This is a genomic window from Methylophilus sp. DMC14 (genome assembly GCF_056314085.1).
The window spans coordinates 850,768-872,979 of the sequence record NZ_JBQUZA010000001.1 but is presented as its reverse complement, the minus strand read 5'-3'; the positions used below and the strand labels follow the sequence as shown (position 1 = coordinate 872,979).

General features: G+C 53.3%; 20 protein-coding genes. 4 read left to right on the top strand and 16 right to left on the bottom strand.

All coding sequences use genetic code 11. The features are described 5' to 3' along the window. Positions 1 to 317: 317 nt before the first annotated feature. Positions 318 to 641: a cupin domain-containing protein gene (locus ACT53C_RS04225; RefSeq protein ID WP_194749532.1), complete on the bottom strand. Its 324-nt coding sequence runs from the start codon at positions 639 to 641 to the stop codon at positions 318 to 320. Positions 642 to 750: 109 nt separating this feature from the next. Between ACT53C_RS04225 and ACT53C_RS04220 the strand changes: the two genes are divergently transcribed. The 3 genes from ACT53C_RS04220 (at position 751) to ACT53C_RS04210 (ending at position 3,597) form a co-directional block, all read left to right on the top strand. Next, positions 751 to 1,707 (top strand): L-threonylcarbamoyladenylate synthase, encoded by a 957-nt coding sequence (locus ACT53C_RS04220; RefSeq protein WP_476144922.1) that lies wholly within the window; start codon positions 751 to 753, stop codon positions 1,705 to 1,707. Between the two features lie 70 nt (positions 1,708 to 1,777). Further along, positions 1,778 to 2,140 carry a hypothetical protein gene (locus tag ACT53C_RS04215; protein ID WP_275357237.1) on the top strand — a complete coding sequence of 121 codons (363 nt, stop codon included), beginning with the start codon at positions 1,778 to 1,780 and terminating at the stop codon, positions 2,138 to 2,140. Between the two features lie 353 nt (positions 2,141 to 2,493). Then, on the top strand, positions 2,494 to 3,597 hold the full coding sequence (locus ACT53C_RS04210; protein ID WP_476144921.1) for a porin: 1,104 nt from the start codon (positions 2,494 to 2,496) through the stop codon (positions 3,595 to 3,597). Between the two features lie 60 nt (positions 3,598 to 3,657). Here the strand turns inward: ACT53C_RS04210 and ACT53C_RS04205 are convergent, their stop codons facing one another. From ACT53C_RS04205 to msuE, 8 genes are all read right to left on the bottom strand, one after another. Then, complete coding sequence (locus ACT53C_RS04205) at positions 3,658 to 4,446, bottom strand: ABC transporter ATP-binding protein (RefSeq protein ID WP_476144920.1); 789 nt, start codon at positions 4,444 to 4,446, stop codon at positions 3,658 to 3,660. A 113-nt stretch (positions 4,447 to 4,559) separates the two neighbouring features. Beyond that, positions 4,560 to 5,906, bottom strand: a complete 1,347-nt coding sequence (locus ACT53C_RS04200; protein ID WP_379073784.1) for an ABC transporter substrate-binding protein — start codon at positions 5,904 to 5,906, stop codon at positions 4,560 to 4,562. A gap of 117 nt (positions 5,907 to 6,023) precedes the next feature. Further along, positions 6,024 to 7,091, bottom strand: coding sequence for a branched-chain amino acid ABC transporter permease (locus ACT53C_RS04195; RefSeq protein WP_476144919.1), 1,068 nt, complete (start codon positions 7,089 to 7,091; stop codon positions 6,024 to 6,026). A 25-nt stretch (positions 7,092 to 7,116) separates the two neighbouring features. After that, positions 7,117 to 7,998, bottom strand: coding sequence for a branched-chain amino acid ABC transporter permease (locus ACT53C_RS04190; protein WP_476144918.1), 882 nt, complete (start codon positions 7,996 to 7,998; stop codon positions 7,117 to 7,119). Between the two features lie 22 nt (positions 7,999 to 8,020). After that, positions 8,021 to 8,809 carry an ABC transporter ATP-binding protein gene (locus tag ACT53C_RS04185; protein WP_476144917.1) on the bottom strand — a complete coding sequence of 263 codons (789 nt, stop codon included), beginning with the start codon at positions 8,807 to 8,809 and terminating at the stop codon, positions 8,021 to 8,023. After that, positions 8,806 to 9,960, bottom strand: coding sequence for an AMP-binding protein (locus ACT53C_RS04180; protein ID WP_476144916.1), 1,155 nt, complete (start codon positions 9,958 to 9,960; stop codon positions 8,806 to 8,808). Before ACT53C_RS04180 ends, ACT53C_RS04185 begins: the two co-directional genes overlap by 4 nt. Before the next feature lie 22 nt (positions 9,961 to 9,982). Continuing rightward, positions 9,983 to 11,071 carry a dimethylsulfone monooxygenase SfnG gene (sfnG, locus tag ACT53C_RS04175; protein WP_476144914.1) on the bottom strand — a complete coding sequence of 363 codons (1,089 nt, stop codon included), beginning with the start codon at positions 11,069 to 11,071 and terminating at the stop codon, positions 9,983 to 9,985. A 27-nt stretch (positions 11,072 to 11,098) separates the two neighbouring features. Beyond that, positions 11,099 to 11,710: an FMN reductase gene (gene msuE, locus ACT53C_RS04170; protein WP_476144913.1), complete on the bottom strand. Its 612-nt coding sequence runs from the start codon at positions 11,708 to 11,710 to the stop codon at positions 11,099 to 11,101. Between the two features lie 386 nt (positions 11,711 to 12,096). On the opposite strand from msuE, the gene ACT53C_RS04165 reads away from it, so the two are divergent. Next, complete coding sequence (locus ACT53C_RS04165; RefSeq protein ID WP_476144912.1) at positions 12,097 to 13,329, top strand: SfnB family sulfur acquisition oxidoreductase; 1,233 nt, start codon at positions 12,097 to 12,099, stop codon at positions 13,327 to 13,329. Positions 13,330 to 13,446: 117 nt separating this feature from the next. On the opposite strand, the gene ACT53C_RS04160 is transcribed toward ACT53C_RS04165, so the two are convergent. The 7 genes from ACT53C_RS04160 to ssuD form a co-directional block, all read right to left on the bottom strand. Next, the gene (locus ACT53C_RS04160) at positions 13,447 to 15,870 is read right to left on the bottom strand and encodes a TonB-dependent siderophore receptor (protein WP_476144911.1); all 2,424 of its coding nucleotides are present in this window, start codon (positions 15,868 to 15,870) and stop codon (positions 13,447 to 13,449) included. 133 nt (positions 15,871 to 16,003) lie between these two features. Continuing rightward, positions 16,004 to 17,002 (bottom strand): FecR domain-containing protein, encoded by a 999-nt coding sequence (locus ACT53C_RS04155; RefSeq protein ID WP_194749545.1) that lies wholly within the window; start codon positions 17,000 to 17,002, stop codon positions 16,004 to 16,006. A 5-nt stretch (positions 17,003 to 17,007) separates the two neighbouring features. Beyond that, on the bottom strand, positions 17,008 to 17,523 hold the full coding sequence (locus ACT53C_RS04150; protein WP_194749546.1) for a sigma-70 family RNA polymerase sigma factor: 516 nt from the start codon (positions 17,521 to 17,523) through the stop codon (positions 17,008 to 17,010). 187 nt (positions 17,524 to 17,710) lie between these two features. Then, positions 17,711 to 18,415, bottom strand: a complete 705-nt coding sequence (ribB, locus tag ACT53C_RS04145; RefSeq protein WP_476144910.1) for a 3,4-dihydroxy-2-butanone-4-phosphate synthase — start codon at positions 18,413 to 18,415, stop codon at positions 17,711 to 17,713. A 15-nt stretch (positions 18,416 to 18,430) separates the two neighbouring features. Then, positions 18,431 to 19,291, bottom strand: a complete 861-nt coding sequence (locus tag ACT53C_RS04140) for an amidohydrolase family protein (protein WP_476144909.1) — start codon at positions 19,289 to 19,291, stop codon at positions 18,431 to 18,433. 158 nt (positions 19,292 to 19,449) lie between these two features. Continuing rightward, positions 19,450 to 20,670, bottom strand: a complete 1,221-nt coding sequence (locus tag ACT53C_RS04135; protein WP_476144908.1) for an acyl-CoA dehydrogenase family protein — start codon at positions 20,668 to 20,670, stop codon at positions 19,450 to 19,452. Positions 20,671 to 20,678: 8 nt separating this feature from the next. Next, entirely contained in the window at positions 20,679 to 21,812 is a 1,134-nt protein-coding gene (gene ssuD, locus ACT53C_RS04130) for an FMNH2-dependent alkanesulfonate monooxygenase (RefSeq protein WP_476144907.1), read from the bottom strand. Positions 21,813 to 22,212 lie beyond the last annotated feature (400 nt).

The following is a 22,212-nucleotide window of genomic DNA, read 5'->3' as shown; positions in this document are numbered from 1 at the left end:
GTTTTACGCATCAAATGCGTTCACACCCAACTACAAACACCCACACTTATCAGTCATCCTAATTTTTAAAGAACAGTCAGCTTTTCGCTGGTTTCGCTACCGTTATTTCGTAACGAGGTGCGCATTATACAGAGCTTATTTACTTCGTCAACAACTTTTATTCCGCTGCCAACTTAACGCTCAAACATACTGCGCTTTTTATTTCTTCTCACCCAACTAAACAACCGTTTCGTTGAAGAGAGCCGCGCATTTTACAGCGATAAGCGTTGCGGTCAACCCTTATTTGCCATTCTTACAATTTTGTTACAAATTGATGATTATTTCTTGAAAGCGGCCTTAATGCGCAACCAGGTTTGCGTCAAGACATTGCCATCCAGCTGATAATGCTTGTGCAAAGGTTGTTTGACTTCCCAACTCACCTTGAGGCCGGCAGGAAAGACCACGAAGTCTCCTTTACCAAAGCTGACCGGTGCGCCACCCACAGGCGTCACTACACATTGACCTTCTAGTATATAAGCCTGCTCTTGTTCGTGAAAAATCCAATCAAAGGTTGATACTTCTTTTTTCCATGTAGGCCACTTGGACACACCCAAGTCCTTTAGTTGTGTTTCGGCAGGATTGTGCTGAACTTGAATTTGCATGTGTCGCTCCTTGAATCAAAGCGGGCATTTTATAGCAAGCCCGCTTTAGCCGTCAGGGTTTTACAGAGTAAAATACATTTTTTGATGATTTATATATATAGAGTGCGCAATGCGGATCAACCAGGCAGAGGCGATAGAACGATTGCAACGGGGCGAGGTGGTCGCCATCCCGACCGAGACCGTCTATGGGCTGGCGGCAGATGCACGCAATGACTTAGCTGTTGCCAACATCTACGCCACCAAACAGCGACCTGCCAATAACCCATTGATCGTCCATATTGGACGCACAGAACAAGTGGCCGACTGGGCCAGCAGCTTTCCGCCATTGGCACAAAGGCTGGCCGCGGCCTTCTGGCCGGGTCCGCTGACATTGGTATTGCCTGCGCGCGTGGAGGTCTCAGCGGCGGTGAGGGCTGGCGAGCCAACGGTGGCTTTACGCGTGCCGGCACACCCCGTGGCGCTGGCGCTGCTCAACGAAAGTGGCCTGGGCCTGGCAGCCCCTTCAGCGAATAAGTATACGCAACTGAGCCCCACCACGGCAGACCATGTGGAAGCAGGACTGGGGGCAGACATTCCGGTACTGGATGGTGGCGCTTGCCAGATAGGCATAGAGTCGACCATTGTCAGCGTGCATGAAGATGGCTGGCGCTTGCTCAGACCTGGCATGATAGATGAGGCGGCGATTGCAGCCGTCGCAGGCACGCCGGCGTCTGTAGATGCATCGGCGCAGATTCCCAAGGCCCCCGGGCAGCATTTGTTGCATTATTCGCCACGAACACCCTGCCTGCTGTTTTCTTCCAGGCAAGCGATGACAGACTATGCACAGCAGCATCCTCATGCTGTCGCCTTGTTGTTTGGCGCCGGGGCGGCGGTCACGTCCAAAGATACACATTTGCAAGCCAGCCCTGCACAAGCTGCCGAACAGCTCTATGCGGCGCTGCACATATTGGATGCCGCACATGCTGACGTGATCTTAATAGAATCGCCGCCTAACACCGCGGCCTGGGACGCCGTGCGAGACCGGCTGCAACGGGCAGCCTACCAACCCAAGCGCCAAAACGATTGAGTCTGCCAAGCATGGCTGGCACAATAGCGTGCATCGTCGATTCCCTTAAAATAGAGCCCAGATTTAAATCATGAAAAACATCTACTCCTTCATCCTATTGGTTGGCGCCAGTAGTCTATTGTTTGGCTGCAAAAGCGTTGAACTGCCAAGCGTGTTTGACAAAGGGACCAAGGAAGTCCCGCGCTATGGCAAAGAAGCCCTGCATTACCAATGCGAAAATTATCAGTCGTTTGGCCTCAAACTCTCTGCCACTGGCGATGAAGCATGGGTCATGCTGCCTGACCATGAGGTGGGACTGTTACGTGATGCCGACGATAAGCAACACTACCATTATGGCACCATGGATTTGCGCCTGAATGGCGACCAAACCACGCTGGATGACAGTGACCACTTGCACCTGAAAGGTTGCAAGACCGCCGATACGTCCAAATAAACACTGATTCTCATCTATCCATGGCCACTGTTTACGGTGGTCATGTCCCCTGTTTGCCGAGTCCATTGGGTATCGCACCCGCTTCTGCGCATGCCGCGCGTGTTTTGTCATCGTACGTCATTCCACCCAATCACATGCTGCGTTCGCCCTTTGCTGATTAAAAGACAGGCGAAAAGCAGCTTGCGCCATCGCCAGCAAGCACGCCCAGCCAAATTAAATATAAGCCATTGATTTTTATCAAATAATTTTATGGCACAGATTCTGCAAAAGCTCACTCTGGAAAGCAACCATTTCATCGTCATCCGGTTGCCTGATCTCCATTTATTGATAACTGATTATCACAGAGTGAACACATGAATATACAAACCATTAATCCTAAACTACGACAAATTTCTCTCTACACCAGCTTGGCCCTGCTGAGTACACAAGCTTTTGCCGAGGCCACGCTGCAACGCAACGAAAACCAATTTATCAATATCGGCATTGCCTCTCGCGTCAGCTTTAGCTCGATTAAAGATGCCGCGCCGAATGGCAAAGACCGCTCGAATGACTTTGAGGTCGAAGAAGCCCGTTTGTATACCAACGGTAAGTTGCATGAGAACGTCTCCTTTGAATTCAACTTTGCGCGCAATTCGGCCGACGACAAAATAGAGTTGCTGGATGGCCATCTGGGGCTAGAGTTTAACAACTACGTGCATGTTTGGGCGGGTCGGTTCTTGCCCCCCGCTAGCCGCGCGTCTGCCGCTGCACCGATGTATTCCACCACGTTTGACTTCCCGATTGCCGAGCTAGGTTCTTACCAGTTTGCAGGTCGGGATAATGGTGCTGTCCTTTTCGGCACAGACAAGAGCGAGGCCTTCAAATACTACGTTTCAGCCACTAATGGCCGTCAGGGCGGCTCCAATCAGGCCGACAATTTATCTTATGCCACCCGTCTGCAATATAACTTCTGGGATACCGAGCCAGGCTTTTATAACCTGGCCAGCTATGATGGCAAGAAATCGATTTTGTCTGTGGGCGGCTCTTACCGTTATCAAAAAGATGGCGCAGGGACGATCCTGAATAAAGGCGATTCCAAATACTGGAACCTGGATGCACGCCTGGAAAAACCATTGAGTGATGGCGCCGTGCTGGGGGCAGAAGCCTCCTATTACAACTATGACAATGACAATACCGGCGATACCGTCTTGCCAGAAGCCAAAGGCTTTTTTGTCAATGGCAGCTATACCTTTGCCGAAAAAGTGGGCATAGGCAAATTCCAGCCCAAAGTGATTTACCAAGAATTTAACAATGACACCACCGGCTTGGACCGCAAGCGCGTAGACATTGGTGTAGGGTATTTAATTGACGGTGACAGCAACAAGCGGATTGATGTGTTTTACTTCAGGGAAAACCGCAATACGCTACCGGATATTGACGGCATTAAAGCCATTTTCCATGTGGCACACTTTTTCTAAAAGTATCCTGCAATAAAAAACGGCCATGATGGCCGTTTTTTTATTAGCCGCCATTTTAACTTAACGGCTACCCAGATAAGAATCACTCAATGCCTGGCTATTGGCAATGGTCTGTGCATCGCCCTCTTGCGTGATATGGCCACTTTCAAGTACATAAGCATGGTTGGCGTAACGCAAGGCCACCGTGGCGTTCTGCTCCGCCAGCAAAAAGCTCAAGCCTTGCGTTTGCTGTAACTGGTGCACGATTTCAAAAATCTCTTCCACAATTTGCGGCGCCAGCCCCATGGAAGGCTCGTCGAGCAGAATCAGTTGGGGATTCGCCATCAACGCACGGCCGATCGCTACCATTTGCTGCTCGCCCCCGGAGGTATACCCGGCATAGTTTTTACGCAATAACTTCAGGCGTGGGAAAAAGGCGTAAACCTTTTCCAGATCTTGCGCCAGCGCTTTACTGGACGGTCTGCGAATAAAGGCCCCGGTCAGCAAATTTTCCTCAACCGTTAAATGGCCAAAGCAATGCCGACCTTCAAGCACCTGTACCAAGCCCTGTGCCACCAGTTGGCCCGGCGTGGCCTTGGTCACGTCTTTGCCGCCATAGACAATCCGGCCTTGTACAATCTCACCGCGTTGTGCCGGGGCCAGGCCAGAAATCGCTTTCAGGATGGTACTTTTGCCCGCGCCATTCGCACCGAGCAAAGCCACAATAGACTGTGGTTTAACCTCTAAAGAAATATGCTTGATGGCAAAAATGACTTTTTCATAGATCACCTCAACATTGTCCAGCTGCAACAAGGGCTCAACCGCAGTGAGCGCTTGCACTGGGATCGTATTTAACTGTGCTTGTGTCATGTTTGACTCCTCAATTGACTGTCGTCGGCAAGGGACAGGCCTTGCCCACGGCAGCAAACTGCAACGGCACACCGCCCTGCGGTGTGCCGCGATCATCGTGATACCGTCAATACTTAGTTGGCAGCAACAACCTCTTTACTGCAATCGCGTGGCGTGATGCCTTTTTCCTTGGCATACTCATGGGAAGATTTTTCAATAATCGGACGCAACAACTGGCGGTCTGCCTGCACCCAGTCAGAAATCACTTTCCATTTGCTGCCATCCCACTGCTGGAAGCGCACGGCGCCGCCGCCCTCATGGTCAGCGCAACTCAGTTTGAGTGGTTGCACCAGGCCCAATGCGCCCAATTCTTTCAGACGCGCATCATCCAGTTTGAGGTTCTCAAAGCCCCAGCGTACTTCTTCGCCGGTCAATGGGCGTTTGCCGAATTTGGCTTGCGCCACACGCACGGCTTCCACGTTGAGGATGCCATTGACCACGCCCAGGTTGTAATACACATTGCCAAAACGTTTAGGATCTTGCAGATTGCCTTTACCGGCCTTGATCACATATTTGTCTATGCCTTGCAATACCGGGAAGCTGGTGCCGGAAGGATGTGTCGTGATTGAGATAAAACCCTTGGCGGCGTTGCCTGCAGGCGCCGCATCATCTTCAGAGTTGCTCCAGATATTGCCGATGATATGGTCGGCCGGAAAACCGGTTTTTTGCGCGGTTTTTAAGGCCACCGGGTTCATCACACCCCAGCCACGCAAAATCACCCAGTCCGGCTTGATGCGGCGTATTGTCAGCCATTGTGACTGTTGCTCGTTGCCAGGATGCGGCACTTCGAGCAAGGTCAGTTCAAAGCCGTATTTCTTAGCCAGCAGTTCCAGAATCGGGCTGGTTTCCTTGCCGTAAGGCGAACCGTGATACAAGGTGACAATTTTTTTGCCTTTGAGCTTGTCCAGTCCGCCAGATTGCTGGGCGATATAGTTCACAATCGCAGACACTTCGCTGTACGGGTTCAACTGCAAGGGGAAGGCATAAGGGAACACGCTGCCATCGGTCGAATCGGTGCGGCCGTGGTTAATCGTGATCAGCGGCAATTTGTCTGTTGTCGAGCGCTCCAGGGTCGCGTAGGCAATGCCCACGGACAGCGGATTGGTCGCTGCAGCAGGCGCGCCGTTCAGGCCTTTTTTCAGGCGCTCGTAGCACTCCACGCCTTTTTCCACGACGTATTCGGTTTCGCACTCACTCCAGGTCAGCTTGACGCCATTGACGCCACCCTCTTTGGCATTGATGTATTGCAAATAGTCGATAAACCCACCAAAAAAGCCGGAACCGCCTGCCGCATAAGGGCCAATCCGGTAACTCTGCAGCGGGAAATACTGCTCATTGGCGGCTTGCACTTGCGTAGACAAGCTGGCAACCCCCAAGCCCAATGCCAGCCACAGCCAGCGATGTTTGCTTAAAAAGTTCACTTAAATACTCCTTATAAAAATATAGAAATCTCTCTTAATCGCTCTTGGTTATATAAAAGACCGTGTGAGGCTGTTTAACACATGGAAGTCTCCTTCAATCAATTCGTCAGGAACGGCCTAGAAACGTAGCGGCCAGACCCGCAGCCGTTGTTTGGCGGTTTGCCAGACCTTGGCCAAACCGTTGGGCTCTTTGATCAGGAAAAAGATGATCAAGGCGCCAAAAATCATTTTCTGAAAATTCTCCAGCTGGCCAGGATCAATCGCTCCGGCCAACAGGCTGGTGGTCAGGTTGGAAAGCAGAATGGGGAACAGCACAATAAAAGCCGCGCCCAGAAAGTTGCCGAGGATACTACCCATGCCGCCGATGATAATAATGAACAGAATCTGGAAGGAGCGTGACAAATCAAAGCCATGTGGTTCAACGGTGCCCAGGTAAGTGAATGCCCACAGCGCACCGGCAATCCCCAGGTAAAACGAGCTGATGGCAAAGGCCAGTAATTTGGTTTTTGGCACCGAGATCCCGATCACAGCGGCAGCGGTATCCATGTCGCGTACCGCCATCCACTTGCGTCCGAGTTCGCCACTGACGATGGTTTTTGCCAGCCACCCCAGCGCCACGACGACCGTCAGGGTGAGCAGGTAACGCCCTGCCGGTGTACTCAAATCGGTCCCTAATATCTGCAAAGGTGGCGCCGTAATAACACCAGAAGAAGAGTTATTGGAAAACCAGGAGAATGTGGTGAACACCCATTGCACAAAAAACTGTGCCGCCAACGTCGCCACAATCAGGTAAAAGCCCTTGATGCGCAAACTCGGCAACCCGAACACCAGACCGACGCCGCCTGCCGTCAACCCACCCAAAATCAGGCTGGCAAGCAATGGCAAGCCCTCTAGCCGCAGGTGAAAGTTGTAGGTGGCAAACGCACCTACCGCCATAAAGGCCGCAGAGCCCAAGGAGAGCTGGCCCGCATAGCCAGTGAGTAAATTCAAGCCCAACCCGGCCAGCGACAGCACCAGCACCGGGATGAGGATCGCGCTAAACCAGTAATCGTTGCCAATGGCGGGGACCACCAGAAAGGCGAATGCCAGTAAGGCCGCAAACGCCCAACGCTCCTGCTTGAGGCGGAAAAACCGTTTATCCAGCCTATACTCGGTAATAAATTGTCCTGTTTCTTGATACCACATGCTACGCCTGCCTGCTCTCTATTTTCTAAACACGTTCAATCGCTTTGTCGCCAAATAACCCATAGGGCCGGACCAGCAGAAACAACATCGCCAACACATAAGGGAACCAGTTTTCAATGCCACCGCCTATCAGCGGGCCGATGAAGACCTCGGCCAGTTTTTCACTGGCGCCAACGATCAAGCCGCCAACAATCGCACCTTCAATCGAGGTAAATCCGCCAATAATCAGCACCGGCAAGGCTTTGAGTACAATCAGTGACAACGAGAACTGCACGCCGACGCGTGCACCCCACAACATGCCGGCAACCAGTCCCACAAAGCCAGCCACCGCCCATACAATCAGCCACAAGCGTTGCAGATGGATGCCCACCGCCAAGGCCGCCAGTTGGTCATCTGCCACAGCGCGCAAGGCAATGCCAATGCGGGTTTTATTGAAGAGGACACCAAGCAGTGTGACCAGGCCGCCCGCAATGGCCGCCGCGAACAAATCAAATTGCGACAGCAAAATACCGAACACCTCATACGGCTCGTCGTTGATGCCAATCTCCAGCGCATGCACTTGTGCGCCCCACACGGCTTGCGCCAGCCCCTCAACGATATAGCTCAGGCCCAGGGTCGCCATGAACAAGGTAATTGGCGACCGGTTCACCAGCGGCCGTAACACCAGCCATTCAATCAGCCAGGCCAGCACCGCCATGGTCAGCAAGGTCAGCACAAAGGCGCCCCAGAAAGGTACGCCGCGTTCGACCAGGCTGACAAAGGTCAATGCCGCAAACAGCACCATAGACCCCTGGGCAAAATTAAACACGCCAGAGGCCTTATAGATCAGCACAAAGCCGATGGCGACCAGCGAATACATGACACCCGCCAGCAAGCCACCAGTCAGGACTTCCAGAAAAAAACTCATCTCAATTGATCCTTGTATTGCCTCAGTGTTTGGTGCCCAGGTAGGCGGCAATCACTTCCGGGTTGACGCGCACTTCATCCGGCGTGCCATCGCCGATCTTCTTGCCATAATCCAGCACCACCACATGGTCTGACAGCGTCATCACCACGCCGATATCATGCTCAATCAGCACAATTGTGGTGCCAAACTCGCGGTTGGTTTCACGGATAAACCGGCTCATCTCCGCCTTTTCATCGGCGTTCATGCCCGCCATCGGTTCATCCAGCAACAGCAGTTGAGGCTCGGCAGCCAGTGCACGGGCAAGCTCAACGCGCTTTTGCAAGCCATAGGGCAAACTGCCCACAATGCTGTTACGCCAGGGTTGCAACTTGAGAAAGGCAATCACACGCTCTGCTTTCTGCCGTTGTGACAAGGCATCCGCAGGCGCGCGGCCCACATTAAATACCTGCTCCAGCCAACTGCTTTTGACCTTGAGGTTGGTACCGGTCAGCACGTTGTCGAGCACCGACATGCCTTTAAACAGGGCAATATTCTGAAATGTGCGTGCCACACCGCGTCTGGCGGCCCATTGCGGATGCATGGCACTGCGTACCGCATCCTGGTAGCGGATGCTGCCTTCATCGGGTTTATAAACGCCATTAATCACATTGAGTAATGAGCTTTTGCCCGCGCCATTCGGCCCAATCAAGGCACAAATTTCGCCCTCATTCACGGCAAAACTGATATTGGTGATGGCTTTCACGCCCTTAAAAGACAACGAAATACCGTCTAAGGCCAGCAATGGTTTAGGTGCAGCTTGGGTAGAACTCATATCGCAGCCTTCCATTTGGAGAATCCCCAAAAGGCATGGGCCTCATGTGACTGATGCGGAATGACTTGCAACTGGCTGGTTTGCCAGGCAGTGGCTTCCGGCCAGGCCCGCACGTGGATGCCAATGTCAGCAAAAAACTGTGTCGCCTCGGGTGACAAGGCTTCGCCCACCAGCAAGGGCACACGAGTGCGCCGCAGACCCAGCACATCCTGCAAGGGCAAGATGACCAGCCAGCGCGCAAAGGCAGCGATCAGCGGCAGCCGGGTTTTGGCTACACGCAAGGCCCAGGCCACAACCCGATGCTGCCAGCTGCCAGGCAAGGGCCAGCGGGATTGGGTGAGGGCATACAGGCGCTGGTAAGTCGTCGCCGTGCCTGCCACCAGCGTAGGGCCCAGCTCACGCCTGTCGGTGTCACGTGTCGCCAGATTCTCTGGAAAATTGAGGGTAAAGCCCGCCAATAGCCACGGCGAAAGCAGGTATTTGGCATGTCCGCTGGCAGCAAATGCGCGAGCGGCCAAGGCCTCTTCATGTGCTGTCAGTGCCTCCTGAGTGACCAGTTGACGGCCATTTCTGAGTAGTTCGGCATGGCTCACCTCACTGTATTCCAGCGCATAGTCGGTACTCAAACGGTAAAAGCGGAAGGCAATTTCATCGGCTGTTACCGCAGGTGTAATGACTTGAATTTCTGGCGTCGCCACCACCTGTGCATAGCTAACGAGCGCAGGATGTTGATATCCGGCCAAGCCGCGCGCATCGGCATAAATCACCACGGCGCTATCCGGCTTGGCAGCCAATACTTGATCCACCTGTGCCTGTGCTTCGGCAAACACAAATTGCGGCCGCAAGGTATGCAATAAATCCAGTAACTGCGGTTGCGCAAAAGCCGGGTCCAGCGGCGCCGCCACGCCGCCCAGCCAATGGGCAGCCAGTGACAACAACAAGGCCTCGGGCCGCGGATCACTCAACAAAAATAAAGTGTCGCCCTGGCGAAAACCTTGTTGCTGCAAATACTGCGCGGCCTTTGTGACGTCCTCTTGCACCGCGAGCCAAGAGGCCTGCTGCCAGAGGCCCAGCTGTTTATGCCTGATTGCAACACGATGCGGCCGCTCCACGGCTTGCAACGTCAGCAAGTGGGGTAAAGTCTCTGCCATTGCCTGTTCCCTGCCGTTTCAGTTAAGCCGCTTTGGCCAAGGTTTTAGCTTCCAGCTCACGCACCAATGGCAGCACTTTTTCACCAAAATAAGCGACCTCTTCCTGAAAGTGCAAAAAGCCCGCCAATACCAGATCAACCCCAACGGCCTTCAAAGCGACAATACGCTCGGCAATTTGCTGGGGTGTGCCTATCAAATTGGTTTTAAAGCCATCGTTATACTGCACCAGGTCTTCAAAGCTCGACTTCGCCCAGTTACCTTCACGTTCTGGGCTGGCAGCGCCCGCATTTTTCACTTCATGGCCAAAGGCATTCACCGCTTCAGGGTTGGCTTTATCAATAATTTCCTTCAATACCGCTTTTGCTTCTTCTTCGGTATCGCGGGCAATCACAAAAGCATTAACGCCAATCTTGACGTGATGCTTATTGGCCGCGGCCTTGGCGCGAATATCGTCCACTTGGGCCTTGATCCCTTCCACGGTGTTACCGTTGGTGAAGTACCAGTCTGAGACCGCGGCCGCATTATCGCGCGCAGCACGTGAACTGCCGCCCTGGAAAATTTCTGGATGTGGCTGCTGCAAAGGTTTAGGTTTGAGTGAGTAGTTACTAAAGCGGTAAAAATCGCCTCTGTAAGTAAAGTTATCCTGGGTCCAGATCCCTTTGAGCGCATCAATGAATTCGCGCGAACGGCGGTAGCGCTCGTCATGATCCAGCCAATGCTCGCCAATCGCCGTAAACTCCCCGCGGAACCAGCCGGAGACAATATTCACCGCAATCCGTCCCTGGGTGAGAATATCAATCGTCGCCAATTGTTTGGCGGCCAACACAGGATTCCAGGGGCCAGGCAAAATGGCGGCAATCACTTTGAGTTTGGTGGTCGCCGCCAGCAAGGCATGCGAAAAAGATACCGACTCATGCTGAAACTCGGCCCCATACCCCGCTGTAAAACGGATTTGGCTCAATGCATATTCAAATCCGGCTTTTTCGGCAATTTGTGCCAGCTTGCGGTTGTAATCGATATCCCAACTGGTGCGCTGCTCAATGTTACTGACCACCAGGCCACCACTGACGTTAGGCACCCAATAGGCAAATTTAATGTTTTCTGTACTCATCTTTAATCTCTCCAAAAATCACTGAATTTAAATGGCTAATAACTTTTCCTGGCTCAAAAGCTCGCGATGTTTGAGCAAAGGCAGGGCACGCTCTACCGCTAGATCAATGCGCGCTTTCACCGCCTCACTCTTGATTTGATAATTTTCAAAATCCGCTTCAACGGCATATACACCGATCGGCAACGTGACTGCCTGGAAGAAGCTGAATAATGGGCGCAGCTCATGATCAATGATCAAGGCATGACGCTCAGTGCCGCCGGTTGCTGCCAGCAGCACGGGCACATCAATCAATGCTTCGAGATTGACCAGATCAAACAAATGCTTGAACAACCCTCCATAAGAGGCGCGATACACAGGCGTAGCCACCACCAGTAAATCGGCGGTTTCAATCGCCTGGATATCTTGCTGTACGTTGATTGGCAAAGCTTTGGGATCGTAGGAAGCGACCAGGCTGCCGGCGATTTCGCTTAACTCCACCACGTGCAGATCAATCGGGATTTGCTGCCCCAACTTTTGCGTGATCGCCTGCACCAGCGCAGCGGTTCTAGAAGGTAATTTATAGCTGCCGGAGACGGCAGTGACTTTTAAAGGACGGCTCATCATGACTCCTGAAATATCGGTGACTAATGTCGTTTGCACGAAAACTCGCAAACGACTCGCTTGCTAGAGTATTAGCACCATCCATGCCAGAGCATAATATGTTTATATTTCAATTACTTATGTAAAAAATCTCTTTTAATAGGTGTTGGATTCCAGCGCTAGTTGCTGATCAACTGCTGCTAAATCAGCAGTTTTGCGCGATCACGCTGCAGTTCGCTCCCACCCCACCCTCCAGTGGCTGCTGCTTTTAAAGCAGTCATTCAGCAGCAAACTGTTTCTATAGAGGCGGCAGCAGAGATGGATTTTTACATTTTCTTTTAAATTCAATGCTTTATTGATTGGCACACTAAATGCAACAGTGACTGCAGACGCATGGTGCCTGCTCGCCATGCCTTTATTGATCTCTTTTTGAATAAGGACTGACTATGACTGCACAAGCAAATAAAATTGCGCATTTGCCTGTAAACCTGCCGCGGCAACCCGCGCATGTGATTAAAAGTGACGCAGAAGCCTTGACCGTCGCCAAACAGGTGGCCAGCGAAATCGCTAAAGAAGCCTCCCTGCGCGACCAGGAACGCCGTCTGCCACGACAAGAACTCGACTTGTTTTCTAGCAGTGGCTTGTGGGGCATTACCGTGCCCAAAGAATATGGCGGCGCCTTTGTTTCCAACAAAACCCTGGCAGAGGTGATTGCCACCGTGGCCGAAGCCGACCCAAGTGTCGGCCAGATTCCGCAGAATCACTTATATATGGTGGAAGGCTTGCGCCTGGATGGCTCAGACTTTCAGAAGAAATACTTTTTTGAGTTGGTGCTGCAAGGGGTGCGCTTTGGCAATGCGTTCTCCGAAATTGGCACCAAGAGCGTCAATGACGTGAAAACCAAGCTCACGCCCACCAATAGCGGCTACTTTTTAAACGGCAAAAAATTCTATTCGTCTGGCGCCTTGCTGGCGGACTGGGTGCCAGTGGTGGCCAAGGATGAGCACGACAACACCGTGGTGGCGTTTGTCCCCGCTGGTGCCGAGGGCCTGACCATTATTGATGACTGGTCCAGCTTTGGCCAACGCACCACCGCCAGCGGCACGACCATCCTGGAAAATATTTTTGTGCCCAGCGAATATGTGTTGCCGCACCATCTGGCCTTTGACCGGCCGACCACCATGGGGCCGATTGCGCAGATTATCCAGGCAGCGGTGGATACCGGCATCGCCCGCGCGGCGTTTAAAGACACCCTGCACTTTGTACGCAACTACACCCGGCCATGGATAGATACCGACCTCGAACACGGCTACGAAGATCCACATACCATCAAAGACATCGGTGACTTGCAGATTCGCCTGCACGCCACCGAGGCTTTACTGGCACGCGCGGGTGAATACATAGACGAAGCGCAGCGTAACCCAAATGAAGACACTGTGGCCGAAGCCTCAATTGCAGTGGCTGAAGCCAAAGTGCTGAGTACCGAAACCGCCTTGTTGGCGGGCAGCAAACTGTTTGAACTGGCCGGGACCCGTTCTACCTTGGGCGAATATAACCTCGACCGCCATTGGCGCAATGCACGTACCCATACCCTGCACGATCCGGTACGCTGGAAATACCATGCCGTCGGCAATTACAGCTTGAACAAGGTGAATCCACCGCGCCATCCTTGGATTTAATCCAGAACGGATATTCAAAAACAAACAGCCCGATAAACGATCGGGCTGTTTGTTTTGAGGCTTAGCACAGTCTGCGCAAACGGCTTATAAAAGACTATGCCTCGTAGTACACACCGCTTACCAGCGATAGGTCGCTGTCAGCATGGCACGCCGTGGCTCGCCATAGTAGCAACTGCCAGAAGCGCAATTGGCGATATATTCTTTGTTGGTGAGGTTGCGCGCATTGAATGCCAGCGTCCAGTGCTGAAGATCATACCCGACCAAGGCATCCCATAAGGTATATGATGGAATCCGCTCGGATGCAGAATCAAAATTGCCACGGGTAGAGCCGTTATAGCGTGCACCCAAGCCCACTTTTAACCCATTATTAAAGCGGTAATCACTCCACACGGCGAGCGAGTTTTCCGGCGTGGCCAGTAAAGGCGTGCCTATCTGTTGCGGGTTGCTGCTGGCGGTGATTTCAACCTTGGGCGTATACGTATAGGCCGTAATCAGGTTCATATGTTCAATCGGCTGTGTTTGTATTTCGAGCTCCAGTCCACGCACCTGCATCTGCCCAGTTTGCCGGGGGCTAAAGTTGGGGTCGTAACTAATAATATTGTTACGTTCCAACTCAAACCATGCCGCACTGTACCTGTTTTTGCTGCCCGGCGGCTGGTAGCGCACACCGAACTCATACTGCTTGCCGGTTTCGGGTTTAAAGCCTTTGCCTGTTTGCGGGTTGATCGTCGTGGTGGGGATAAAAGATTCTGAATAGCTGAAATAAGGCGCGAGGCCATTGTCTGCCAAATAGAGCAAGCCAGCGCGGCTAGTAAACTTATGATCATTGTAGCGATCATCCGTGCCTGCAATACGCTCTGCATTCTCAGTGGTGGCATCGTCGTAGCGGCCACCCAAGGTCGCAATCCAATGCGAGCCCCATTTGATCTGGTCTTGCAGATAAAAACCGGTTTGCGCCAGTTTGATCTTGCTATCCGTATCAGGACTGCCCACAGGGATATTCTGTGCAGTCTCCGGGGCCAACAAATCCAGGTCTGGGGCACTGCCAGAATAGAATTGATTGCGGTCCCTGACCTTTTGGTAATCCAGGCCCGCCAGCAAGGTATGCTGCCAATCCCCCACCTGAACCCGCCATTGCAGCTGATTGTCGATGGTGAAGGCTTTGATGTGGTCAGGGCTACCGTTCATCTGGCGGCTGATATAGCGATAATTGTCTGGGTCAGCTGGAGCTGCAGGATTAACCTGGTTATAACCCAGTCCAAACACCTGCCAATACGACAAATCTACCTCGCTGTAGCGAGCATTCTGCCTAAAGGTCCACTGGTCATTGAAGCTATGCTCAAACAGATAGCCGACATACCATTGCTTCTGCTCAAAGCGGTTAAATTTTCTATCGCCGACAAAGGTCTTGTAAGGCAACTTTTCTCCCGATGGCGTGCGCAGCAGCGTACCCTGTTCTGGCAAGGCCCCGGCAAAGATTCCGCCATCCGAGTTCATATACTGCGACAAGACGGTCAAACTGGTTTTATCTGAAGGCAGAAAGGTAATTGACGGCGCAATAAACACCCGGTCATCCTTCATGCCTTGACGCGGCAAGTCGGCGTCGCGCACTAAGCCGGTAATGCGGTACAACACGGTGCCGTCTTCATTAAGCGGCCCCGAAAAATCACCGGCGAGCTGCTCACGCGAATAATTCCCCAGTTGCATCTGGATTTCTTTGAGCGGAGTCGCGGTGGGACGTTTGCTGACCACATTGATCAAGCCGCCTGCGGTACTTTGCCCATACAGCACCGAGGCCGGCCCGCGCAGGATTTCAAGGCGCTCTATGCCATAATTTTCGATTCTGCCGGTCGCAAACGTGCCGGCATTGCGCCACGGCAAGCTATCTTGATAAAAACCGGGTGAATACGCATCAATGCCACGCAAGGCAATCCAGTCATAGCGGGAATCCGGGCCGTAAGGCGCCACATTCACACCCGGTGTATAGGCCATGCCTTCACGCAGGCTTTGTGCGCCAATGGCCTGAATAAAATCTTTCGTCACCACCGAGACCGACTGCGGCGTTTCCATCACCGACGTATCGGTTTTGGTCCCCGTGGCTGATTGCTCGGCAATATAGCCTTTAATTGGGCTCCAGGCCGTTTCCTTATTGGCCGCGGCTGTCACTTGCACCTCGGGCAAAGTACTCGCCTTGGCCGACTGCGGGAGAATGGCATAACGGTGATCCCCGCGATGCTCAACTTCCAGACCCGAGCCTTTGAGTAAGGTGTCCAGCGCCTGCTGCACAGTAAACTTGCCATGCAACCCTGTGCTAGTTTTACCATCTGCCAGCGCAGCATTGGCTGACAGCAGAATGCCGGCTTCAGCGGCAAATCGGCTTAATACCTGACTCAATGGTCCGGCAGGAATCTGGTATTCCTGTGCCACCGCCTCTTTTTCAGCAGCATGCAATACCGGTATGGGTGTGAGGCTGCTGATCATCAGTGTCAGTAACGCCGCCCGGACATGCCGCGCAAGCGGCAAAGTGTGATGCGATTTCATTCAAGCTCCCTGTTAGGTTAAAAATAACGTGTTGTTATCTCTAAACCGAAACAGCCCGTTAAAAAGGGAACCTCCAGCGCAAAAAAATACAAGACCTTCACTCGCGCCTGATATCAAGCACAATCACAGGCGCTCAAGAAGCAGGGAGCAATTGAATATTGCCTTGCGCGTCGGTGTGCTGGCGAATGCCCAAACTATGGGTAATTTCCTGCAGCACCAGCGGCACGTTGGCAAACGGGTATGCGCCCATCAAGCGTAAATGGGCAATATCGGGGGCCACCGATAGCCTGGTTGAATGATAGCGTGCCAGCTCGGCAATAAAGTCTTTGAGCGATTGATTGTCCGCAATCAGGATGCCACGGGTCCAGGCTTCACGGGCAGGAAGCGCGGCCTGTATTGCACCGACGCTATACTGGTCAAAGTAGGCCTGCTGACCGGCACTCAACGTGATGGCGGTGCCTTGTGATGGCGTAATCGCCACCCGCCCCTCATACACGGCGAGCAAGCTACGCGTGTCCTCCTGGCAGACGGTAAAACGCGTCCCCAGGGCAGTCAAGCGCCCATGCTGCGTATCAACGACCAAGGGCCGCGCTTGCGGGTCATGGCCAGATTGCAGCAGTATCTCGCCGTATTCCAGCGTGATGCGCCGCAACATCCAGCCAAAGGCGACGCGCACCTGGGTGTCGGTATTGAGCCAGAGTTTGCCTTGGTCCGCCAATAGCACGCGATGCGTTCTGCCGGCTGGCGTACGGTAGGTGATGGCGCTGGCAGTGAGCGTCGTCAGCCAATCTTGCCAGGGGCTGTAGCGATGCAACAGGCTCACGCCCAAGTAAGTGACGCCCGCCAGGCCGAGCATTTTTAACGCCTGCCTGCGCCCACTGGAATGCAACAAGGCCTGATGCGAGGCCGACTTGCTTGCCACAGCATTGAGATTGGAGAAGGCGGCATTAATCGCCTCCACCTCGGCCCAGGCCCGTTGGTGGGCTGGGTGCGCAGTTAGCCACGCTTGCCAGGCCTGCCGCTCAGACGCCTCGGGGGCGTCATCACTGAGTACGGCAAACCATTCTGCCGCTTGCTGCAGCGCCAACTGTTCTACCGGCGACATCGCCACCTTAACGGCTGATGACTTCATGAGGTCTATCTTTCATCTTGCCATTGCCGGCGCAACAACAAGCAATGCATCATGGCGGTTGCCATATATTTTTTGACCATGCGCTCAGAGACCGCCAGCCTGTCTGCAATTTCCTGATATTGAAAGCCGTGGATCTGCGCCAGCAAAAATGCGGCTTTGGCCTTGGGGTTTAACCGGCTCAGCATCGCATCCACTTCCAGCAGGGCTTCGGTAATCATGGCCTGCTGTTCCTGGGAGATGCAGGCAGGCTCCTCCTGACTCAGCGCATTGAGGTAACTTTGCTCCAGGGCCTGACGTCGCCATTGGTCTATCATCAAGCCTTTGGCAATCTGCAACAGATAGATACGTGGCGTATAGACATGCTGTAACGCCTCCTGTTTTAGCAACAGTTTGACAAAGGTATCCTGGGCCAGGTCTGCAGCGTGGTGTGTACAACCGACTTTTTTATTCAGCCAGCAACACAACCAATGATGATGCGCCTGATACCAATGCGTGACCGGTAAATGCGAAGAGTCTGCCATGACTGCTTAATACATAAATGATAATAATTCTCATTTTAATATTAAGCCAGACAATCGACAAGCCTAAAACGCGTCTGCGGCGCTCACAAACAATGCGGCCACCTGATCTCCGGTCAAGCCATACCCCCGGCCAGGCCATGAAAAAGCCCAACACAAGGTTGGGCGCAAGGCTAGCCGGTATCCGCAGTTAACCGCTGTAGACCATGGCCGCATCCAGCAATCGGCTTTGCTGGCGTGGAATCGACTGCAAGCCCGGCAGCGCGTAGTTGAGGTCGCGCGCACGGTAGGCTTTCATATCGGCAATGCTGATAATTTTAAGCCCGTGTACGCTGGCAAACTTGAATAAATCGGGGCGTCTGGCCATGCTGCCATCGTCATTAACGATTTCGCATAACACGCCAACCGGCTGCAAACCAGCCATGGCCGCGAGGTCATGCGCGGCTTCGGTGTGGCCGGGCCGCTCGAGCACGCCACCACGGCGAGCGCGTAGCGGGAAGATATGGCCGGGGCGGTAAAAATCATTGGCCTGGCTGCTGGGGTCGGCCAGTTTGCGCAGGGTCAAGGCACGGTCTGCCGCCGATATGCCACTGGTGGTGCCGTATTTGTAATCCACGCTCACGGTAAATGCGGTGCGGAACGTGTCGGCGTTGTGTGTCACCATTTGTGGCAAGTCCAGGGCTTGCAGACGTTGTGCGGGCATACCGACGCAAACCAGGCCGCTACTGTGTTTGACTAGAAAGGCCATTTTTTCAGTAGTAATTTTTTCGGCGGCGATAATCAGGTCGCCTTCGTTTTCGCGATCAGTATCATCGACCACGATAACAAACTCGCCGTTAGCGATGGCTTGAATGGCGCTTGCAACGGTATCAAATGGTTGGGTTGTTTCTAACATACAGATTCCTTTTACTTACGCTGCCAGGCTGAGATTCAGCACCCTGGCCGCATTCTGATAAAACACTTTTTCGAGCACGGCATCCTTAAAGCCCAATGCCGCAAAATCAGCGATAGTTTGTTTCATGGGGCGGAACGGATAAGAGGTGCCAAACAGTAACTGGTCACCCAGAAACTGGTTGGCGGCCTGCACATACAGCTCGGCGCCGGGCTGGAAAATGTACATATCCGGCACCAGGTACAGATTGGGGTAGCGGAAGGCGGCACCGACAATCTCGTTCACAAACGGGTAATAGCCGTGAAAACAAATAATGTTCAATTGGGGATATTTGCGCGCCAACCGTGCCACCGCATTGGGATGCGCATAATCGAGATCCGGCGTGGTTGGGCCCGACATCACGCACACCGGCACGCCATACTGCTGGCACGCGTCATACACTGGGTCAAACAATGGATCATCCACCCGCCGCGCAGGCTTGCCAAAGCCCGGCTCGATATTGATGGCCTTAAAGCCATAATGGTGTATGGCTTTTTCAATCGCGGCCAAGGTACTGTCTACACCGCGACTTTCAATATCCACCGAGCCCAACCCCACCAGCTTGGCGCTGTGTTTGACCAGATCGGCAATTTGCTGATCATCAATGGTGAGGTCTGGCGTTTCACGGCCGACCACCACTGCGAGGTCTATGCCGGCGTCGTCTATTTCCTGCAGATAGCCCTCAACAGTGTACGAGCGGCGAAAATGCTCGGGCTCCAGCGAACCCACGCGCTGATTCAGCCATTTAGCCGTCTCATAGGCAGGCGTGTTGGGCGTGGCACCAAAAAAGTCATGCAAAAACGCAGGACGGTTACGTAAATCAATAATTTTTTGTTTCATATCTATTCTTTAGTGATGGAAACACTTAAGCAATGCGCGAGCGGGATGAAGACCAAGGCGCACGACACGCAGAAACCGGAATGTACATGGCGTACATGGGGATTTTGAGTACCGTGCAACGCCGTTATTCGCCAGCCTAGCTATGGATCATGTGTTTCCTATGAGTAAAAGCTAGGGGTGGGATACTGCCCATTCAGCGCCCACTCGCCTAACTCCTTGAATTTGTAATCCACGGGGTCATGCAAGGTATACACACGCAAATTCCGCCAGAAACGGTCCATGCGCAGCTTGGCTGTGGTCGCACGGGCGCCCGCCACCTCAAAAATACGCGTGGTCACATCCAGCCCGGCACGGGTCGCCTGCACTTTGGCCGAAAACACCGCCAGCGCCACTTCTCCGCGTTGTGCGTCATCAAGAGACAGTCCTTGCTGCCAGGCCGCATCGAGCAATTCGGCAGCATGGTCGGCCAGCACCGATGATGCATGTAATCCTGCCCAAAACTCGCCGTAATGCAGCAAGGTATAAGGATCCTCATACACACTATTTGCCAACGAAGCAGACCAGACCCGGCTGCTGCCACGGGTGTATTTGGCGCCCTCGGCCAGCGCCCCTTCGGCAATACCCAGGTAGATATTGGTAAAAATCAGCTGGGCCACCAACGAACGCAGACTGGCAAACGACGAACTGAGTGGACCAGGCTGCATGAGTAACTCATGATCTTCCACCTTGAGCTGGTTAAATTCTGCACTGCCACTGTCGGTCTGGCGCTGGCCGATGTTGTCCCAGTCGCCCTTGAGCGTAATCCCTGCGCGACTGGTCGGCACCGCAGCCACCAGAAATTTGCCGCTGCCTTCTTCTATGGCAGACACGATCAGGAAGTCAGAATCCATGGAGCCGGAGCAAAAACTTTTTTGCCCGTGAAACACATAGCCACCGTCTACCTTACGTGCCACCGTACGCTGGTCCAGCGGATTGAGGGCATTGCCCCACCACAGGTTCTGGTGCGCAGTGAGCTTGAAATAATGCTGCCACTGCGTCTCGCTGCCATATAAACGAATGGAAGCCAGCATCAAAAACTGGAACGCAAACACCTGTGCAATTGAGCTGTCGACGCGGGCAATCTGGCGGATGATGCGGTAGGTCTGCGCCCAGCTGGCGCCCAAGCCCCCGGCCTGTTGCGGTAGCCACAAACTGAGCAAGCCGCTGTCCCTTACCGCCTGCCGCTGCGCATAGGGCGTCCCTCCTGCGACATCGCGTTCAACCGCGGTGAGTGCCAAATAGTCGCAAAGTTGATCGGCGCGCTGTTGCGGTGTGCCGTGAAACAAAATGCCATGCTCCGCTTCAGCGGCGGGCGGGCGTAAATTCAGAGCCAATGTCATCTTCCCCCCTACGCAGCATGCTTAACAGATTGGGCTGCGCCAAACGGGCCGGTGAGATTGGTCGTAATGCTAACCTCATGTGGGGCCTGTTGCTGGAGCGGCAAAAGCGGGAACAATAATTCAGCGACACGGTAAGCCTCCTCCAGATGTGGGTAGCCTGAGAAAATAAAATAATCAATGCCCAGCGCCTGATACTCTTTAATGCGGTCAGCCACTTCTTGCGGATTGCCCACCAGCGCAGTCCCCGCACCGCCGCGCACCAGGCCGACACCAGCCCACAAATTAGGCGAGACTTCGAGCTGGTCACGGCGGCCATGATGCAAAGCCGTCATGCGTTTTTGTGCCACAGAATCAAAGTTGGCCACTGCAGCCTGTGCTGCCGCGATCGTGTCATCAGTGACTTGCGAAATGAGTGTGTCTGCGGCTTGCCAGGCTTGCTCGCTGGTTTCACGCACAATCACATGCAAGCGGATGCCAAACCGGATATGGCGGCCTTTGGCTGCCGCAGCTGCGCGGATGACCTTGATTTTTTCGGCCACGGCGGCAGGCGGTTCACCCCAGGTTAAATGCACATCAATATGCTCGCTACTGAGTTTGATAGCGGCCTCGGAAGCGCCGCCAATAAACAGTGGCGGATAAGGTTTCTGCAAGCTACCGGTTGGCAAGCTGGCCCCTTTGACGCTTAAATAATCGCCTTCAAAATCCACGCGCTGCTCGCTCAGTACCGAGCGCCAGATAGACAAGAACTCCTCAGCCTCCGCATACCGCGCATCATGATCGAGAAAGCTACCCTCGGCTTGCTGTTCGGCCGGATCACCGCCCGCCACCACATTAATCAGCAGCCGCCCGCCCGAGATACGGTCCAGCGTCGAGGCCATGCGCGCCGACACCACCGGTGAAATAAACCCAGGCCGTGTGGCGACTAAAAACTTGAGCTGGCTGGTTTCATTGATCAGTGCCGAAGAAATGACCCAGGCATCTTCGCAAGAGCGGCCAGACGGCACCAGCACACCGCCATAGCCCAGCCGGTCAGCCGCCTGGGCAATCTGTTTCAGATAAGAAAACGTGGCCGGTCTGGCGTCCTGGCTGCTGCCAAGATACCGTTGATCGCCATGCGTGGGTAAAAACCAGAATATTTGCATCGACTACCCTTTACAACCCATTCAAAAGAAATAACAACTTGAAAAGTGCAAAGTCCATGCCACAAATAAAAGACTTTTAATTCAATCACTTAAAAAAATTATTTTTTTGATTGCTGCAAAATCAGCAACTTGTTCAGCAGTGCTGCTGCGTTTGCAGCACCCTGCATCGATTTCAGCAGGCGGATGTAGAGCAGTGCCATTTGCATACCTCACGCAGCAATAAGCAACCACAAGTCCTCCTTTTCTTAACCCCATGATTTGATGGCATTTATTGTTTTAACCCGTCATCTCATGCCTGCGGTAGCACGACCTCGGCCTGATTGGCATGCATTCTGCTAATTCAGACGGGTAATTAAATCATTATTTCTAATGAGAGATTTATTTATAACTTTAAAGAATA

Coding starts and splice junctions, on each gene's coding strand:
- ACT53C_RS04190 (WP_476144918.1), bottom strand. CDS start 7,998: ATGAGTTTTTTTCTGGAAGTCCTGACTGGTGGCTTGCTGGCGGGTGTC.
- sfnG (WP_476144914.1), bottom strand. CDS start 11,071: ATGAGTACAGAAAACATTAAATTTGCCTATTGGGTGCCTAACGTCAGT.
- ACT53C_RS04165 (WP_476144912.1), top strand. CDS start 12,097: ATGACTGCACAAGCAAATAAAATTGCGCATTTGCCTGTAAACCTGCCG.
- ACT53C_RS04185 (WP_476144917.1), bottom strand. CDS start 8,809: ATGAGTTCTACCCAAGCTGCACCTAAACCATTGCTGGCCTTAGACGGT.
- ACT53C_RS04150 (WP_194749546.1), bottom strand. CDS start 17,523: ATGGCAGACTCTTCGCATTTACCGGTCACGCATTGGTATCAGGCGCAT.
- ACT53C_RS04215 (WP_275357237.1), top strand. CDS start 1,778: ATGAAAAACATCTACTCCTTCATCCTATTGGTTGGCGCCAGTAGTCTA.
- ACT53C_RS04180 (WP_476144916.1), bottom strand. CDS start 9,960: ATGGCAGAGACTTTACCCCACTTGCTGACGTTGCAAGCCGTGGAGCGG.
- ACT53C_RS04195 (WP_476144919.1), bottom strand. CDS start 7,091: ATGTGGTATCAAGAAACAGGACAATTTATTACCGAGTATAGGCTGGAT.
- ACT53C_RS04135 (WP_476144908.1), bottom strand. CDS start 20,670: ATGACATTGGCTCTGAATTTACGCCCGCCCGCCGCTGAAGCGGAGCAT.
- ACT53C_RS04220 (WP_476144922.1), top strand. CDS start 751: ATGCGGATCAACCAGGCAGAGGCGATAGAACGATTGCAACGGGGCGAG.
- ACT53C_RS04140 (WP_476144909.1), bottom strand. CDS start 19,291: ATGAAACAAAAAATTATTGATTTACGTAACCGTCCTGCGTTTTTGCAT.
- ACT53C_RS04225 (WP_194749532.1), bottom strand. CDS start 641: ATGCAAATTCAAGTTCAGCACAATCCTGCCGAAACACAACTAAAGGAC.
- ribB (WP_476144910.1), bottom strand. CDS start 18,415: ATGTTAGAAACAACCCAACCATTTGATACCGTTGCAAGCGCCATTCAA.
- ssuD (WP_476144907.1), bottom strand. CDS start 21,812: ATGCAAATATTCTGGTTTTTACCCACGCATGGCGATCAACGGTATCTT.
- ACT53C_RS04155 (WP_194749545.1), bottom strand. CDS start 17,002: ATGAAGTCATCAGCCGTTAAGGTGGCGATGTCGCCGGTAGAACAGTTG.
- ACT53C_RS04210 (WP_476144921.1), top strand. CDS start 2,494: ATGAATATACAAACCATTAATCCTAAACTACGACAAATTTCTCTCTAC.
- ACT53C_RS04160 (WP_476144911.1), bottom strand. CDS start 15,870: ATGAAATCGCATCACACTTTGCCGCTTGCGCGGCATGTCCGGGCGGCG.
- ACT53C_RS04205 (WP_476144920.1), bottom strand. CDS start 4,446: ATGACACAAGCACAGTTAAATACGATCCCAGTGCAAGCGCTCACTGCG.